Below are 16,629 nucleotides of genomic sequence, written 5' to 3'. Positions count from 1 at the left end.
CCTCAAGAAAAAAGCGGGGCGGCAATCTTCCGTGTGAGATTGCCGCCCCGCTCGGTATTAATCCAGCAGGCGTTGTATCTGTGCGATGCGCCGCTCGACCTCGGCCGGGTCGGACGGCTCCATAAAGTATCGGACCATGCAGGGGTTACGGGCTCCGGCCGCAATCACCGTTCCGATGTTTTCGGGAAAGAGTCCGCCGATGGCCACCACCGGCAGGTGCGAGAAGCCGAGCACCTCGCCGAGCAGCCCGGTGCCGACCACAGGATCGGGCACCGCCTTGGTCGTGGTCGGATAGACCGGCCCGAAGCCGATGTAATCGACCCCGGGAAGTGACTGAGCCTCCGTCGCCTGAGCGATGGAGTGAGTCGAGAGGCCCACAATCATCTCCTCGCCCACGATCCGCCGCACGTCGGCCACCGGCAGGTCGCCCTGTCCAACATGCACCCCATCGGCGTCGCTCAGCAGCGCGATGTCCGGACGGTCGTTCACGATAAAACGGGTCGCGGTGCCGCGCGTCACCTCCCGCACCTGGAGGGCAATGTGCAGCAACTCGCCGTCCGGCAGATCCTTTTCGCGCAACTGGAGCATCCGCACGCCACGGCGCACGGCAATCTCCGCCGCAGCGACGTGGCCGATGGCCGGACGGGTCAGAATGACATACAGACCGAAATTATCCATTGATTTTGGCAATCATCAGTTCGGCCGCCTTTTTACCCGACATCAGCATCCCGCCGAAGATCGGCCCCATGCGGAAGCTGCCGCTCACGCCGTTGGCCGCCATGCCGCTCACGAACAGACCCGGGTAGATCTCTTTCGTATTTTCGACCGTGAGCCGCTCGCCCTCTTCAACGTTCAGCGACCGTTCGCCGGCCACCTCGCCGGTGGGCGTATTGAGTTTTACGTTGTTCTTCCGAGCCACCAGGCGGGCGATCATACAGTCGTGGCCCGTCCCTTCGAGCACCGTTTTGGCCGTCACCATCAGTGGGTCGACGTGCATCCCTTCGCGCGTTACGGGGGCCCAGTTCACCACCAGACCGGCAACGGCCTCGTTGTGGAAGATCACGTCTTCGACCGAATAGCAGTTGAAGATCGTCGCGCCGGCCTTCGTGGCGGCATAAACCAGCGCCGAGGTAGCATGGACGGAATCAACCACACAGGCGCCATCCTTGTAAGGTTTGTAGCATACGCCGAGTTCGTCGAGGATAGGCAACGCCTCCTGCTGCACGATGATGTCGTTGAACATCATGGCACCGCCCCACATGCCTCCGCCCGGAGCGAGTTTGCGTTCGTAGAGCACGACGCGTTTGCCGGCCTTGGCCAGGTAGTAGGCGGCCACCAGTCCGGACGGCCCGCCACCGACAATGGCAGCATCGACTGAGAGATTGCTTTTCAGTTTTTCGAAATAGTTTTCGACTATTCCGAGCGAAACGAGTTTTTCCATCGTTAACGTAACAGATTTTGTGGCTGCGGAGCCATCGGGCGCATAGAGGCCCACGCTCGAGCGTCCGCAAAGCCGCGTTAAACAAGAACTGTTTAACACCCTTCGGAAATCCCTACGGCGGCATTATCCGCATCAGGTTCTACGGGTATAATCTCAGCCCCGCACCACTGGCGGAGCACCCCTATCTAAGACCGTACAAATATAACGGGTTCGAATCGAAAATGCTAATTTTGTCGCGAGCTTTGTGCGGCCCCCACCGCCCGGCCCTCCGTTTCCGCACACCCCCGTGCCGCATGCCCAAAGCAAGCCCCCCGTAGACGAGCCGTATGAACACCCTACCGAAGACACCCACACTCGCCACACTCGACGCAGCGGAAGCCCGCCGGACGATGGATCGTTTGGGCCGCGCACGGTGTCCGTTCGTTTTTCTGGTGGACTACGCCATGTGCCGCTGCATCGTCGCACCGATCGAGACGGTCGATCCGCAGCACCTGCTTTACGCCATCGGCGGCCGGACAAACGTGCCTCCCGTACCGGTTCCGCCCCTCACGGAGGAGGTACAATGGGAGCCCCGTTTCTGCACACAGGAGGACTACGACGCCGGATTCACCACCGTCATGCACCATCTCCGGGCCGGCAACAGCTACCTGGTGAACCTCACCTGCGCCACCCCCGTACGGTGCAACCTAACCCTGCGCGAAATGTTCGACCACACCGAAGCCCGATACAAGGTCTGGCTGGCCGACCGTTTCGTCTGCTTTTCGCCGGAGACTTTCGTGCGGATCGACGCCCGAGGAGTCGTTTCGACCCACCCGATGAAGGGAACGATCGACGCCACCCTGCCGGATGCCGAACGGCGGATTCTCGAAGACCCGAAAGAGGCGGCCGAACACGCCACCATCGTCGACCTGCTGCGCAACGACCTGAACCGCATAGCCGACGGCGTACACGTCGAGCGTTACCGCTACATCGACCGCCTGGCCACCCATCGGGGCGAATTGTTGCAGGTCAGTTCCGAGATCAGCGGACAACTGCCGACCGACTGGCACTGCCGGATCGGAGAACTGTTGTTCGAAATGCTTCCGGCCGGGTCGGTGACCGGCGCCCCGAAACCGCGGACGCTGGAGATCATCGCCCGTGCCGAACGCTACGACCGGGGTTACTACACCGGCATCTGCGGTCTGTTCGACGGCCGGACGCTCGACAGCGGGGTGATGATCCGGTTTCTGGAACAGGCGCCGGGTGCTCCACAGAACGAATACCTGTTCAAAAGCGGCGGCGGAATCACGTTCCGCAGCGACGCCGTGTCGGAATACGAAGAGATGAAAGCCAAAGTCTATGTACCCCTGCGTCGAAACCATCCGAATCGTTGACGGCCAACTGCCGCCGTCCGCCGTCTGGGCGCTCCATCAGGAGCGCGTCGCCCGCACCTGTCGGGAGCTGTACGGCGTAGCGCCGTTCGACCTGCGCGAGGCTCTTGCCTCCCGACCGCTGCCGGAGACACTCCGCAGCGGAACGGTCAAATGCCGCATACTGTACGGTCCCACCGGATGCACGGCAACGGAATACGCCCCCTATCAACCGCCCCGCATCGGGTCACTGCTGGCCATCGAGGACGATTCGCTGGAATACCGGTTCAAATACAGCGACCGGTCGAGCCTGACCGCCTGGCACGAGCGGGCCGTGGTCGCCGGGTACGACGATGCGCTGCTGATCCGCCGGGGCAAAGTCACCGATACCACCTTCTGCAACGTCGCCTTCCGCGTCACCGGATCGCCCTCCGAGTGGCACACGCCCGCCGCTCCGCTGCTTTGCGGCACCATGCGCGAACGGTTGCTGCAAACGGGGCAGATCGTCCCTTGCAACATCCCGCTCACCGCCCTGACCTCAGGCTTTTACGACCACATCGCACTGTTCAACGCCATGAACGACTTCGGCTCAATAACACTCCCGATGCAACAGATTCACATCGCCCCCACCCGGATTTAGCTGGCCCACAAGCCTCCATATACACCCTCCGTACCGCAGGCTCCCCGTCCGATTGGGAGCCCCTATCACCAGGTAGTGCACACCCTCTCCGCAACAGTGAAGCCGAGCCACTTCATCGCACTTTTTCAACAACCTTCCCTTCCCCTACCCTACATTCCCGACTGACGTTCGCCCCTACAGCAACCTCGCCAATGGCCCAAACACCCCGTCGCAGCGGACGATTATAAACAAGCCGCCCGTACTGCCAGTTGGCAGTACGGGCGGCTTTTATCGCTCTATCCATCACGGACGGCGCACGTGGCACCGTCCTGCGACGGGTTATTTCTTGTAGAAGGGCGGACGAACCACCTGTGCCTTGATCTGCTTGCCGCGGATCACGATAGCAATTTCGGTACCGGTTTTTGCGAACTCGGGTTTCACATAGGCCAGCCCGACCCCTTTCTTCAGGCTCGGCGACTGCGTTCCGGAGGTCACCACACCGATCACGTCACCGGCCGGCGAGGCCACTTCATAACCGTGGCGCGGAATTCCCCGTTCGATCATCTCGAAACCGACCAGCTTCCGCTGCACCCCTTCGGCTTTCTGTTTGGCCAGCAATTCGCTATCGATAAACGCGCCTTTGGTGTCGTTGAATTTGGTGATCCAGCCCAGCCCGGCTTCGATCGGCGAAGTGGTGTCATCCAGATCGTTGCCGTAGAGGCAGAAGCCCATCTCCAGACGCAACGTGTCGCGTGCGCCGAGACCGATGTTTTTCAGACCGTATTTTTCACCGGCTTTCCAGAGAGCCTCCCAGAGTTTGTCGGCATCTTCGTTGGCCACGTAAATTTCGCACCCGCCGGCGCCGGTGTAACCGGTAATCGAAAGGATGGCGTTAGGGATTCCGGCAACCGTCGTCTTGCAGAAGGTGTAGTACTCCATCCCCTTCACATCGCGGTCGGGGCACAGCTCCTGCACGAGCTCCATCGCCAGGGGACCCTGCACGGCCAGCTGGGCAATCTCATCCGAAGCGTTGTAGAGTTCCTTGCCGGGGATCAGACCGAACCGGGGCGCCTGTTCGCACAGGAATTTCCAGTCTTTGTCGGTATTGGCGGCATTCACCACGAGCAGATAGGTCTGGTCGTCGATGCGATATACCAGCAGGTCATCGACAATCCCGCCCTTGCCGTTTGGGAAGCAGGAGTACTGTACTTTGCCGTCGTAGAGCACCGAAACGTCGTTCGAGGTGACGTATTGCAGGAAAGGCAATGCCTGGGGACCTTTGACCCAGATTTCGCCCATGTGGCTGACGTCAAAAACGCCGACTTTTTCACGGACTGTGGCATGTTCGTCGTTGATACCGGAGAACTCGATCGGCATGTTGTAACCGGCGAATTCGGCCATCTTGGCACCGGCTGCAATGTGGTATTTGGTAAATGCGGTTGTTTTCATATTCAATGGATTGATCCGTTACATTCGTAATTTACTGCTGAGGGGCGATGAGCCGCAGGCGGGCCCGATCCACCTACTCCATATAGCTGCTGTTGTCCCAGCAGTGGGTACAGAGTTGTTCCTTGGGCAGCCCGATGGCATCCACCACGTCCTGCAGACGCTGGAACTTCAGCGAGGTGAGTTGCAGCTGCTGACCCATGACTTCGACCATCTTGCGGTGTTTTTCACTCGTATCGTCGGCATACTCCAGCAGGGTTTCTTCGGAGAGTTTGTCGGTTCCTTCGAGGTCGCGGATCACTCGACGGGCATAGAGGTCGAAGGTCGAACGCGAGGTCGAGAAGTTCAGGAAGCGGCACGGGAAGATCAGCGGCGGGCAGGCAATACGCATGTGAACCTCCTCAACCCCTACCTCTTTGAGTTTCACGATATTGTCCTTCAGTTGGGTGCCGCGTACGATCGAGTCGTCCATGAACACGATCTTCGAGCCGCGGGTGAAGGCTTCGTTCGGGAGCAGCTTCATTTTGGCCACCAGGTCGCGCATGGTCTGGTTCTGAGGCATAAAGCTACGGGGCCAGGTGGGCGTATATTTCACAAAGGGACGTTTGTAGGGAATTGCACGGGCATTGCTGTACCCGATGGCGTGTCCGACACCGGAGTCGGGGATACCGGCGGCAAAGTCGACCTGAACGTCCTTATCACGGGCGGCCATGGCGGCACCGCAACGGTAACGGGCGTCTTCGACGTTGATTCCTTCGTAGTTGGACGAGGGGTAACCGTAATAGATCCACAGGAAGGAGCAAATCTGTTTGCGGGTTCCGGGCGCAATAATATCGGTAATGCCGTCGCGGGTGAGTTGTACGGCCTCACCGGGTCCGAGGTCACGCACGTATTCGTAACCAAGGTTCAGGAACGAGGAACTTTCGGAAGCGGCCACATAACCGAAGTCGTTTTTCCCGATAATCACGGGAGTACGCCCAAAACGGTCACGGGCGGCATAGATACCGTGTTCGGTGAGGATCAGCATCGAGCAGGAGCCCTTCACGGTACGCTGTACGTTTTCGATTCCCTCTTTGAAGGTGCGGCTCTGGCTGATGAGGATGGCGATCAACTCGGTGGGGTTGATCTCTGAGCCGGAGAGCTCAGCGAAGTGAACGTTCTCGTTGAGCAGACGTTCGGTGATTTCGTCGATGTTTTCGATGCGGGCGACGGTCACAATCGAGAACCGGCCGAGGTGGCTGGTGACGGTCACGGGTTGCGACTCGAAGTCGCTGATCACGCCGATACCGAGGCAGGAACCGGCGAATTTGTGCAGGTCGTCTTCGAATTTGTTTCGGAAGTAGCCGTTTTCGAGGCTATGGATCGACCGGATGAATTTCTCGCCGTTGAAGAAGGCCATACCGGCACGCTTGGTGCCCAGGTGAGAATGGTAGTCCGTACAGTAGAACACGTCGTTGACGCATTCGCGCCGCGAGGCGCAACCGAAAAATCCGCTCATAGGATCGTTATGGTGTTAGTTTTAGGTGGTAGTTTATGGTTCGTTACCTGAGTTTGTGGGAGATCAGGTTCATGAATTCTTCGCGGGTTTGTATCTGGGTCAGGAAAGCGCCGGTGAAGGCCGAGGTGGTAGTGGCGGAGTTTTGCTTTTCGACGCCACGCATCTGCATACACATGTGGCTGGCCTCGATAACGACGGCCACACCCAGCGGGTTCAGCGCCTCCTGGATGCAGTCGCGGATCTGGACCGTCAGCCGTTCCTGCACCTGCAGCCGCCGTGCAAAGCAGTCCACTACGCGGGGAATCTTGGACAGTCCGGTGATGAAGCCGTTGGGGATATAGGCTACATGGGCCTTGCCGTAGAAGGGCACCATGTGGTGCTCACACAGCGAGTAGAGTTCGATATCCTTGACGACGACCATTTGTTTGTACTCTTCCTTGAATTTTGCCGAGAGGAGTATTTGGATGGGGTCCTGCTCGTAGCCCTGGGTCATGAACGAGATGGCTTTGGCCACACGTTCCGGCGTTTTGAGCAATCCCTCGCGTGTGGGGTCTTCGCCCAACAATTCCAGAATCGCTTTATAGTGTTGCGCCAGTTGCGCAATTTTCTTTTCGTCGTACTCCATATATGTTATGGTCGAATTATTCTATTTCTGTATTCAAGCTTAACCCGTCGGAACCGTGCCGAATGGGAACAGCTACAATCCGTTGATTCTCCGCCTGACCTCTGTTCGAGGCAATACCATTCTAACGGAGTGCCCAAAGGCACCGTGCTCGCGGCGGAGCGAGCGATACTGCGTATCGCTTGTTTTCGTTTCCGCTTGGGGCGAAACCCCACTCTGACGGGGTGCCCGAAGGCACCGCCCGCCCGGCGTGAGGGCAGTTCCGTACGGTTTGTTATCAAAAAATTCACCGTCCAGCGTTCACGACACGCTCTTCGACTGCCCTGCGCGGGCGGCGTCCGCGTGCTCGCGGCGGAGCGGGCGATGCTGCGTATCGCTCGTTTTCTTTTCCGTTTGGGGCGGAGCCCCACTCTGACGGAGTGTCCGGAGGCACCTACCACTTATTATGATGGATGCGAGCCGGATCGAATTTGTCTTTCGGCTGCTCCTGTCCGTTTCCATACCCAAAGGGTACGACTGCCAGCGGCATAATATGTTGCGGCAGAGCCAACCCCTCCTGCACCGTCACAATCCGATCCGCATTGGGATACACTCCTGTCCACACCGCAGCCAGCCCCATTGCCTGTGCGGCCAACAAAAAGTTCTCGGTAGCAGCGGCACAATCCAGGAACCACGACGCCGACACCTCGCTGTCGCCGCACACCACCAACGCATGCGGCACATGTGCCAGCATCGGCGCATAAGGTAACCGTTCGGCCAACGTATCCAGCGTGGCACGGTCATCGACCACAACGAAATGCCACGGCCGCCGATCTTTCGACGACGGCGCCGCCATGGCCGACCGCAACAGCAACTCGATCGTATCCTGCGAAACCCGCTGAGGCGTATAGCTTCTGACGCTCCGTCGCTGGGCGATCGTCTCGAGCGTCGGATTCTGCGTCGCACCCTGATCCGTATCCATACCCTTACTGCATGCGACCATGCCAGCGGCCGCTGCCGCCAGCACGATCCGGTGAATGATTCGTTTCATAATCGTTCGGTTTACCCGATTATAATTGCAAAGTTACGATTTCCATCGAACAAAATTATCGGCCCTGACAATATTTCAGATGCTATATCGGTTATACATATATAGAAGGTTCAGCCCGGGAAAAAACAGCGGTTAGCCAATGGGTAGCCCTCCGTTACTCCCGGTTCACCAGTCTACAATCGGCTCTTCCGACCCCCACGTTCCAACCAGGCACCGAAGGAGAGCCACACTCCTCCGAAGCGCCACAAACCGGGAGGCCATATGCGTTCCGAAAAAGTTTTAAATTTTTTTGAAAATTGATCTGTGAAATGATTAACAATAAAAATTTATTACTACCTTTGTGGTGTGAAAGAAGGGCCTCACGGAACGCCCCACACAGAACAGAAGCAGATAAAGTTAATATAAACCACTAAAAACCAACAGTTATGTCAATCGATCTGAGCAAGTACGGCATCCAAGACGTGAAGGAGATCATCCACAACCCGTCTTACGAAGAACTCTACAAAGCTGAGACCTGCAGCTGCCTGACCGGCTTCGAAAAAGGCGTCGACACCGAACTGGGCGCCGTGAACGTGATGACCGGCGTGTTCACCGGCCGTTCGCCCAAAGACAAATACATCGTTAAAGACGCTACCACCGAAAACACCGTATGGTGGACCTCGGACTTCGCTAAAAACGACAACAAACCGATCACCCCGGCCGTTTGGAGCGAACTGAAAAAAATCGCCACCTCGGAACTCAGCGGCAAGAAACTCTACGTGATGGACACCTTCTGCGGCGCCAACCCCGACACCCGTCTGAAAGTGCGCTTCATCGTCGAAGTAGCCTGGCAGGCCCACTTCGTGAAGAACATGTTCATCCGTCCGACCGAAGAAGAGCTCGCAAACTACGGCGAACCCGACTTCGTAGTGCTGAACGCATCGAAAACCACCAACCCCAACTGGAAAGAAATGGGGCTGAACTCCGAAAACTTCGTAGCCTTCAACCTGACCGAAAAAATGCAGCTCATCGGCGGTACCTGGTACGGCGGCGAAATGAAGAAAGGTATCTTCTCGATGATGAACTACCTGCTTCCGCTGCGCGGCATCGCTGCCATGCACTGCTCGGCCAACAAAGGTAAAGACGGCGACGTAGCCATCTTCTTCGGTCTGTCGGGTACCGGCAAGACCACCCTTTCGACCGACCCCAAACGCGAACTCATCGGTGACGACGAACACGGCTGGGACGACAACGGCGTCTTCAACTTCGAAGGCGGTTGCTACGCGAAAGTCATCAACCTCGACAAAGAATCCGAACCGGATATCTACAAAGCCATCAAACGCGACGCACTGCTCGAAAACGTAACCGTTGATGCCAACGGCAAAATCGACTTCAACGATAAGAGCGTGACCGAAAACACCCGCGTATCGTACCCGATCTACCACATCGAAAACATCGTTAAACCGGTATCGAAAGCAGGTCCCGCTCAGAAAGTGATCTTCCTGACCGCCGACGCCTTCGGTGTCATGCCCCCCGTATCGATCCTGACCCCCGAACAGACCAAATACTACTTCCTGTCGGGCTTCACCGCCAAACTGGCCGGTACCGAACGCGGTATCACCGAACCGACCCCGACCTTCTCGGCCTGCTTCGGTGCAGCCTTCCTGACCCTGCACCCGACCAAATACGCCGAAGAACTCGTTAAACGCATGAACGCTTCGGGCGCTACCGCCTACATGGTCAACACCGGTTGGAACGGCACCGGCAAACGTATCTCGATCAAAGATACCCGCGGTATCATCGACGCCATCCTCGACGGCTCGATCGACAAAGCCGAAACCAAGATGATCCCGATCTTCAACTTCAAAGTTCCGACCGCTCTGCCCGGCGTGGATTCGAAAATCCTCGACCCGCGCGACACCTACGCAGACGCTGCCGAATGGACCAAGAAAGCTGAAGACCTGGCCGGCCGCTTCGTGAAGAACTTCGAAAAATACACCGACAACGCAGAAGGTAAATCGCTCGTTGCCGCTGGTCCCCAGCCGACCAAATAATCTCTGAGGACGCACATTCCGGCGGGAGCATTCCACACCAGGAATGCTCCCGTTTTTGCATTCCCGCGTAACCCAAAGTTCACATATCCTCTCTACCTTTGAACAGCAAAATTCAAACAACCATGAAAAAACTGCTTCTCATCCTGCTGCTCAGCATCAGCATCGCAGCACAGGCCGGAGACCGTCCCAAGTACATCTTCTACTTCATCGGCGACGGCATGGGCCACAACGCCCTCTCGCTGACCGAAGCCTGCCTCGCCTCGGAACAGGGCGACGACGTCGGCTTCTCGCCCCTCCACTTCACCCAGTTCCCCACCGTCGGATTCGCCACCACGTGGTGCGCCAACCGCCGTATGACCGACTCGGCCGCCGGCGGTAACGCCCTGGCCACCGGCAAGAAGACCTCCGTCGGTACCATCGGGATGAATCCCGAGCGGACCGAAGCCGTCAGCAGCATCGCCGTAGCTGCCAAAGAGCAGGGGATGCGCACCGGTGTAGCGACCAGCGTCAGCATCGACCACGCCACCCCGGCCAGCTTCTTTGCCCACCAGCCCACCCGCAACATGTACTACGAGATTGCCATGGACGCACCTCAGACCGGTCTCGACCTCTATGCCGGAGCCGGTTTCGTCAAGCCCGAAGTCAACGGCAAACCCTCCGTATATGAAGCTCTCGACAAAGCCGGCTACAAGATCACCCGCGGCGACAACGAAATCACCGGCAAACGGGCCATCCTGACCCAGGTCGAAGAGGCCAACCCCGAGAACCTGGCCCTTGCCATCGACCGCAAGCCCGGCGACCTGACCCTGCCGGCCATCACCCGTCGCTCGATCGAATTCCTGATGAAAGACGGCGGAGCCAAAAAAGGGTTCTTCCTGATGGTCGAAGGCGGCCAGATCGACTGGGCCGCACACGACAACGACGCCGCCACACTGGTAGAAGAAGTAAAAGATTTCGACTCGGCCATCTGCGTAGCCCTGAACTTCTACAACGAGCACCCCGACGAGACGCTGATCGTCGTGACCGCCGACCACGAAACCGGAGGTCTGGCCCTGGGCCGCAACAACCTCGGCTACGACACCTATTTCGGTCTGCTCGCCGCCCAGAAATGCTCGAAAGGAGCCCTGAAGAGCGCCATCGAAGCCACCTCGGACTGGGATGCCGCCAAGCAGCTGCTCGGCGAGAAGATGGGTTTCGGTAACCAGGTGAAACTCTCGGACGAAGAGTGGACCGAGCTTGAAAACACCTACAAGACACATCCCGACAAAACCGCAGCCACAGCCGTCGACATACTGGCACGTCACACCGGCACCGGTTGGACTTCGGGCAGTCACTCAGCCACTTACGTACCGGTATTTGCCATCGGGGCATCGGCCGAACTTTTCAATGGCCGCCAGGACAACACCCAAACGGCCGGTACACTTCGCAAACTGATCGAGGAAGAATAAAATTTCGCCACATTTGCGGTCGATTTCGTCGTCAGGATTTTGAAATGATGTAAAATTTACGTTACTTTATAGAGAATTTAAAACCTAACGCCTATGAATACCATCACTTTCAACGAGCTGCGGCGGATCAAAGACAGTCTGCCCAGCGGTAGCATGCAACGCATTGCAGACGAACTGGGCTTAGACGTGGACACGGTCCGAAACTATTTCGGCGGAACGCATTACAAAACAGGCGAAGGAAAACCCTCGGGACTGCACATCGAACAGGGGCCCGACGGCGGTGTAGTCATGCTCGACGACACGACCATCCTCGACAAAGCACTCGCGCTGCTGGGTAAACAGTAACCCCCAAAAACCGAAAACGACGGATAACCGCGATCCGCTTCCGCATCGTAGGACGGAAAGAAATACACGGCATGGGCCGGCCCTCACCGGCTTTGACGGAACCAATTGCACGATATTTGCAGTTGGTTCCGTTCATATTTAAATGCCACCAACACAAGCCCCGTCCAAGCCTTCTACATCCATATTATAATCGACAAAATATACCCCTCCTCGGTCGGGAAAAACCATTACATAAAACAACCATATACCTATTCAACCAACGTCATGCTCAAACACACACTACTCGGCCTCATGCTGTTTCTGCTCTGCTCACCGGCACTGGCAGATTCACAAGTCGCCCACCGACACGTCACGGACCTTCCGGCTACCGCCCAACTATTCCTGAAAAAACACTTTTCAACACTGGGCGTCAGACAGGTGACCGTCCAGCCCAACTTTATCGGACAAACCTACAACGTCAGCCTCGCCGGCGGCGGACAAATCGGGTTCGACGACCGTGGTAAGTGGACCTGCATCAACTGCCAGCGCAACGCCATCCCCGAATCGGCCATCCCGACCAAGATCCTTCAATACATCAAGCGACACTACCCCGACCACTTCACCTCTTCGATCGCCAAAGCCGAAGGAGGCTACGCGGCCCACATCCATGACCTGGCGCTCGAACACGACATCGAACTGAATTTCAACAGCCGCTACCAGTTTATCGTGCCGGAATAAACAGCTAAAAACGCCTGAAATTTGGACACAATCCGCAATCAGCTACAGGGTCTCGGTGATTTTCTTTACATTTGTCCTAAAAGACCAAAATCATATTCATGCTGACAGCACTCGTTACCCTGTTCCTGATCGGCTACCTGTGTATCGCACTGGAGCACCCACTGAAAATCAATAAAGCCGCCACGGCACTGCTAACCGCCACCGTAGCGTGGATCCTCTACATACTCATGGCGCCCGAGATCGTTCCCGGCAGCCGCGGATTCGCCTTCTTTCTGGAAGAGAACCCGTCACTGGCCTCACAACCGATCGGCAAACAGGTCGTACAATACGTGCAGAGCGTACAGATCATCGAGAACCTCGGCGAGATCGCCGAGATCCTCTTCTTTCTGATCGGCGCCATGACCATCGTCGAACTGATCGACGTCCACGGCGGATTCAACATCATCACCAACCGGATCACCACCCGGCGCAAAAAACGGCTGCTGTGGATCATCGGAACCATCACCTTCTTCATGTCGGCCATTCTCGACAACCTCACCACCGCCATCGTGATGATCGCCCTGCTGCGCAAAATCGTCGGCAACTACAAAGAGCGCTGGCTCTTTGCCGGGATCATCATCATCGCAGCCAACAGCGGCGGTGCCTGGTCTCCGATCGGCGACGTCACCACCATCATGCTCTGGGTGCGCGGCAACGTCACCACGGCCGGACTGGTTCCCAACCTGTTTATCCCCTGCCTGATTTCGTTCATAGTGCCGACACTGATCGTACAACGCTGGCTGCGCGGCGAAGTCACCACCGCCTCGCCACGCAAACTGGCCTCCGTACAGATCCGTGACGGTGAGACCAGCTACTTCACCAACGTGGCCGGAAAAACCGTCATTTCCGAACGCGAACGGCTCTCCATCCTGCTACTGGGCGTAGGCTGTCTGATGTTCGTACCGGTGTTTAAAACCATTACCCACCTGCCGCCGTTTATGGGCGTACTGGGAGCTCTGGGCATCATGTGGCTCTACACCGAGGTGATGTACAAGCGCAAAAACGACATACCGGAAACCGCCAAACGGCGTATCCCGGACGTCCTGCAACGCATAGACACGCCGACCATTCTCTTTTTCCTGGGCATCCTGCTGGCCGTGGCAGCCCTCCAGATGTCGGGCGTGCTGGCCGACCTTTCGGTATGGCTCGATGAACAGATACACAACGTTTATCTGATCAACATCCTCATCGGCGCCTTCTCTTCCGTGATTGACAACGTACCGTTGGTGGCCGGAGCCATGGCAACATACCCGATTGCCGATGCACAAAGCGTCGCTACGGCCGTCGACCCCACCTACGTTCAATATTTCGTACAGGACGGTATCTTCTGGCAATTCCTGGCCTACTGTGCCGGCGTAGGCGGATCGATGCTGATTATCGGATCGGCTGCCGGGGTTGTCGTGATGGGGCTGGAACGGATCAACTTCGTCTGGTACCTGAAAAACATCTCGCTGGTGGCACTTTCCGGCTATTTGGCAGGAGCGGCAGCCTACATGCTCCAAAGTTTCCTGTTCAATTAAGCTCACCGAGGGGCCGCCTGAGCAGGACAGGTGGACAGCCCCAAGCTACCACCTGCAAGTCTGTTCCCGAGCGACAATCGGGCGAGAACAACAAACATAAAAAAGGTTCGGCTTAGAAGAGTTACCTTTCTTCTAAGCCGAACCTTTTATTACCATTACGTACCTTAATCAACACATGCAAAGTTCAGATACCCCGCAAGCCAGCCCTCACCTCGTATTCGCCCTTGTTAACGCCAAAACGTTCGGAGCCGCAAGCCCCCACTCCACCGCAACAAGATAGTAACAGAGCTATTTTCCATGACGATATTACAGCAACCCCGCGCCGACAGCTTAAACACACCTCTCGGATTATAACTTCATTAACGCTTTTCCATTCCAACTACATTAATACTTCTGCACACCTTGCTACAACTCCATATTCTAATTTATACCTTAGAACTTCCCCATATTCTCTATTTTCATCGTGAGCACTGCTCCTTTACGCCCCCTTCCTCCGATCATATGCTACACATGGAACAGCACACAAACTACGATGTCACAATATTTCATTAAGGCGACACCCCAACACTACCCTTTATATTCCCTCACCCACACTAAACATACCCAACTTCGAGAAACGCCACAGCCCCCGTATGCAACGCCTTTTTCACGGCGAGCTATACAACAAAAAAGGTTCCGATAGCGGGATATCGCTATCGGAACCTATAATCTTTTACAAAAACACATCTGTTCTCTCCATTATCCCTCTCTTCGGCCCCTTCTTCCAGCCCTCTCGTCTCCGGCCCTCTCCTCTCTACCTGCGCTCGCTCTTTCTCTCGCTCTCCGGCCCCCCCGAGGTTGGGAGCATCAATCGAACAGATGACCGCCTCCACGAGGGGTGCTGCTGGGATCGTTTTTCAGCGTTTCACGGGAGATCTTGCTGCCCGCAGGCAATACTCCGGCTTCGATCTTCATTCTGCGACGAATATAGGCCGGGATATTATCCAATTCATCCTCACTGAGCGACGTCACCGGTGGAATCGGGGTATCGTCCGTCACAGCGTAGTATGAGTAGGGAGAATAATCAGGCTGTTGAACCGTTTGCTGCATCTGCGGCTGCTGTACGGGCTGCATCACTGGCTGCGGCATGGGCTGAGTTGCGACAGGTTGCGGTACAGACTGGACGGGTTGCGGCTGGATTTCGGCAGCTGCGGGACGTTGTTCAACGACAGGCTCAGCCGGTGCGACATACGGTTCCGTAATAGCGGAAGGTTCTGCCATGGGGACAGTATAGGCAGGCTGCTCAGCTACTCCGAATGACGAAGGAGCGGTGTACTCGACCGTCGGCACCTGATGCGTCACGACCGCGAAATCATCGGCTCCGTCAGAAGTCGTTTTGGCTTTCTTCTTGGTTGCCGTACTGTCGAGATCGACCAGCGAGATCGTTTCGCGTTTGGGTTGCACGGGCTCGGGCTGTGGAACTCCGGGCTGGCGGCGATTGGCATCACGGTTGACGATCTCTGCATAACGATCGCTCACCGCGGGGATGCTGTCGATATCAAAACCGGTAGCGATTACGGTGATCCGGATGTCGTCGCCCAGCGACTCGTCGGTACCTGCACCCCAAATCAGGTCGGTGGTATTATCGTTGCCGGTCCGTTCCTGAACGAACTGGGTGATCTGGTAGGTCTCGGTAAGGGTCACCTCCTTGCTGCCGGAGGTGATGTTGAGCAGCACGTTTTTGGCGCCGGAAATATCCTTGTGGTTGAGCAGCGGAGAACTCATGGCAGCTTCGGCGACCTCCATGGCACGGTTTTCACCGCTGCCTCGTGCCGAACCCATCAGGGCAATACCGCTGTCTTTCATGACGGTCTGTACGTCGGCAAAGTCAACGTTGATCTTATACTCCTGAGTAATGATGTCGGCGATACTCTTGGCTGCCGTTGCCAGAATGTCATCGGCCTTGCCAAAGGCTTCGGAGAGGGTCAGTTCGCCGTAAATCTCATGGATATTCTCGTTGTTGACCACCAGCAGGGAGTCCACGTTGTGGCGGATCTCTTCGATCCCCTGGAGGGCCTGCATGATCCGTCGGCGGCCTTCGGTCTTGAAGGGGATGGTCACAATGGCGACGGTCAGAATTCCCATCTCCTTGGCGGCCTTGGCGATCACGGGCGCGGCTCCGGTACCGGTACCACCGCCCATCCCTGCGGTCACGAAGACCATTTTGATGTTTTTCTCGCGAAAGACCTCTTTGATCTCTTCGATGCTCTCTTCGGCAGCGGCACGTCCCCGTTCGGGTTTGTTGCCGGCCCCGAGGCCTTCGGTGAGGGTTTCGCCCAGTCGGATCTGGTTGGGGACGGGGCTGCGTTCGAGAGCCTGACGGTCAGTGTTGCAGACCATGAACGATACGTCCGTGATCCCCAGTTTGAACATGTGGTTCACGGCGTTACTCCCGCCGCCGCCGACGCCCACCACCATGATGATGGAGGAACTGACGGGCGCTATATCTACGAATTCAACCATTGTGTATGTTGTCGCTTCTC

At 57.0% G+C, this 16,629-nt stretch carries 14 protein-coding genes and 1 riboswitch; of the genes, 7 read left to right on the top strand and 7 right to left on the bottom strand.

The window, feature by feature from the left end; all coding sequences use genetic code 11:
* Nucleotides 1-57: 57 nt before the first annotated feature.
* Both thiE and BQ5379_RS09440 read right to left on the bottom strand, forming a co-directional pair.
* Nucleotides 58-678, bottom strand: coding sequence for a thiamine phosphate synthase (gene thiE / locus BQ5379_RS09445; protein ID WP_071135198.1), 621 nt, complete (start codon nucleotides 676-678; stop codon nucleotides 58-60).
* On the bottom strand, nucleotides 671-1,441 hold the full coding sequence (locus tag BQ5379_RS09440; protein WP_071135197.1) for a sulfide-dependent adenosine diphosphate thiazole synthase: 771 nt from the start codon (nucleotides 1,439-1,441) through the stop codon (nucleotides 671-673). The genes thiE and BQ5379_RS09440 overlap by 8 nt, the downstream gene beginning before the upstream one ends.
* A 91-nt stretch (nucleotides 1,442-1,532) precedes the next feature.
* Nucleotides 1,533-1,634, bottom strand: a riboswitch (TPP riboswitch).
* A gap of 133 nt (nucleotides 1,635-1,767) precedes the next feature.
* On the opposite strand from BQ5379_RS09440, the gene BQ5379_RS09435 reads away from it, so the two are divergent.
* Complete coding sequence (locus tag BQ5379_RS09435; RefSeq protein WP_205408198.1) at nucleotides 1,768-2,814, top strand: aminodeoxychorismate synthase component I; 1,047 nt, start codon at nucleotides 1,768-1,770, stop codon at nucleotides 2,812-2,814.
* On the top strand, nucleotides 2,780-3,430 hold the full coding sequence (locus BQ5379_RS09430) for an aminotransferase class IV (protein WP_071135196.1): 651 nt from the start codon (nucleotides 2,780-2,782) through the stop codon (nucleotides 3,428-3,430). The genes BQ5379_RS09435 and BQ5379_RS09430 overlap by 35 nt, the downstream gene beginning before the upstream one ends.
* 318 nt (nucleotides 3,431-3,748) lie before the next feature.
* Here the strand turns inward: BQ5379_RS09430 and gcvT are convergent, their stop codons facing one another.
* The 4 genes from gcvT to BQ5379_RS09410 all read right to left on the bottom strand — a co-directional run bounded on the left by gcvT (nucleotide 3,749) and on the right by BQ5379_RS09410 (nucleotide 8,005).
* Complete coding sequence (gcvT, locus tag BQ5379_RS09425) at nucleotides 3,749-4,858, bottom strand: glycine cleavage system aminomethyltransferase GcvT (protein ID WP_071135195.1); 1,110 nt, start codon at nucleotides 4,856-4,858, stop codon at nucleotides 3,749-3,751.
* Nucleotides 4,859-4,931: 73 nt separating this feature from the next.
* Complete coding sequence (locus tag BQ5379_RS09420) at nucleotides 4,932-6,353, bottom strand: amidophosphoribosyltransferase (RefSeq protein ID WP_071135194.1); 1,422 nt, start codon at nucleotides 6,351-6,353, stop codon at nucleotides 4,932-4,934.
* A 43-nt stretch (nucleotides 6,354-6,396) separates the two neighbouring features.
* A complete protein-coding gene (gene folE, locus BQ5379_RS09415; protein WP_071135193.1) occupies nucleotides 6,397-6,978 on the bottom strand; it encodes a GTP cyclohydrolase I FolE in 582 nt (193 codons plus the stop codon).
* Between the two features lie 430 nt (nucleotides 6,979-7,408).
* Complete coding sequence (locus BQ5379_RS09410; protein WP_071135192.1) at nucleotides 7,409-8,005, bottom strand: nitroreductase family protein; 597 nt, start codon at nucleotides 8,003-8,005, stop codon at nucleotides 7,409-7,411.
* 425 nt (nucleotides 8,006-8,430) lie between these two features.
* Between BQ5379_RS09410 and pckA the strand changes: the two genes are divergently transcribed.
* The 5 genes from pckA (at nucleotide 8,431) to nhaD (ending at nucleotide 14,107) form a co-directional block, all read left to right on the top strand.
* The gene (pckA, locus tag BQ5379_RS09405; RefSeq protein WP_071135191.1) at nucleotides 8,431-10,038 is read left to right on the top strand and encodes a phosphoenolpyruvate carboxykinase (ATP); all 1,608 of its coding nucleotides are present in this window, start codon (nucleotides 8,431-8,433) and stop codon (nucleotides 10,036-10,038) included.
* Between the two features lie 122 nt (nucleotides 10,039-10,160).
* Nucleotides 10,161-11,486, top strand: coding sequence for an alkaline phosphatase (locus tag BQ5379_RS09400; RefSeq protein ID WP_071135190.1), 1,326 nt, complete (start codon nucleotides 10,161-10,163; stop codon nucleotides 11,484-11,486).
* A gap of 93 nt (nucleotides 11,487-11,579) precedes the next feature.
* On the top strand, nucleotides 11,580-11,831 hold the full coding sequence (locus BQ5379_RS09395) for a DNA-binding protein (RefSeq protein WP_071135189.1): 252 nt from the start codon (nucleotides 11,580-11,582) through the stop codon (nucleotides 11,829-11,831).
* A gap of 264 nt (nucleotides 11,832-12,095) precedes the next feature.
* Nucleotides 12,096-12,548, top strand: coding sequence for a PepSY-like domain-containing protein (locus tag BQ5379_RS09390; protein WP_083377695.1), 453 nt, complete (start codon nucleotides 12,096-12,098; stop codon nucleotides 12,546-12,548).
* Nucleotides 12,549-12,646: 98 nt separating this feature from the next.
* A complete protein-coding gene (gene nhaD / locus BQ5379_RS09385; RefSeq protein ID WP_071135187.1) occupies nucleotides 12,647-14,107 on the top strand; it encodes a sodium:proton antiporter NhaD in 1,461 nt (486 codons plus the stop codon).
* 846 nt (nucleotides 14,108-14,953) lie between these two features.
* Here nhaD and ftsZ read toward each other — a convergent pair.
* Nucleotides 14,954-16,609 (bottom strand): cell division protein FtsZ, encoded by a 1,656-nt coding sequence (ftsZ, locus tag BQ5379_RS09380; RefSeq protein ID WP_071135186.1) that lies wholly within the window; start codon nucleotides 16,607-16,609, stop codon nucleotides 14,954-14,956.
* Nucleotides 16,610-16,629: the final 20 nt, after the last annotated feature.

This window comes from Millionella massiliensis, assembly GCF_900104655.1.
Lineage (GTDB): Bacteria > Bacteroidota > Bacteroidia > Bacteroidales > Rikenellaceae > Rikenella > Rikenella massiliensis.
The sequence above is the reverse complement of the archived record's forward strand: the minus strand, read 5'-3'. Positions and strand labels throughout refer to the sequence as shown.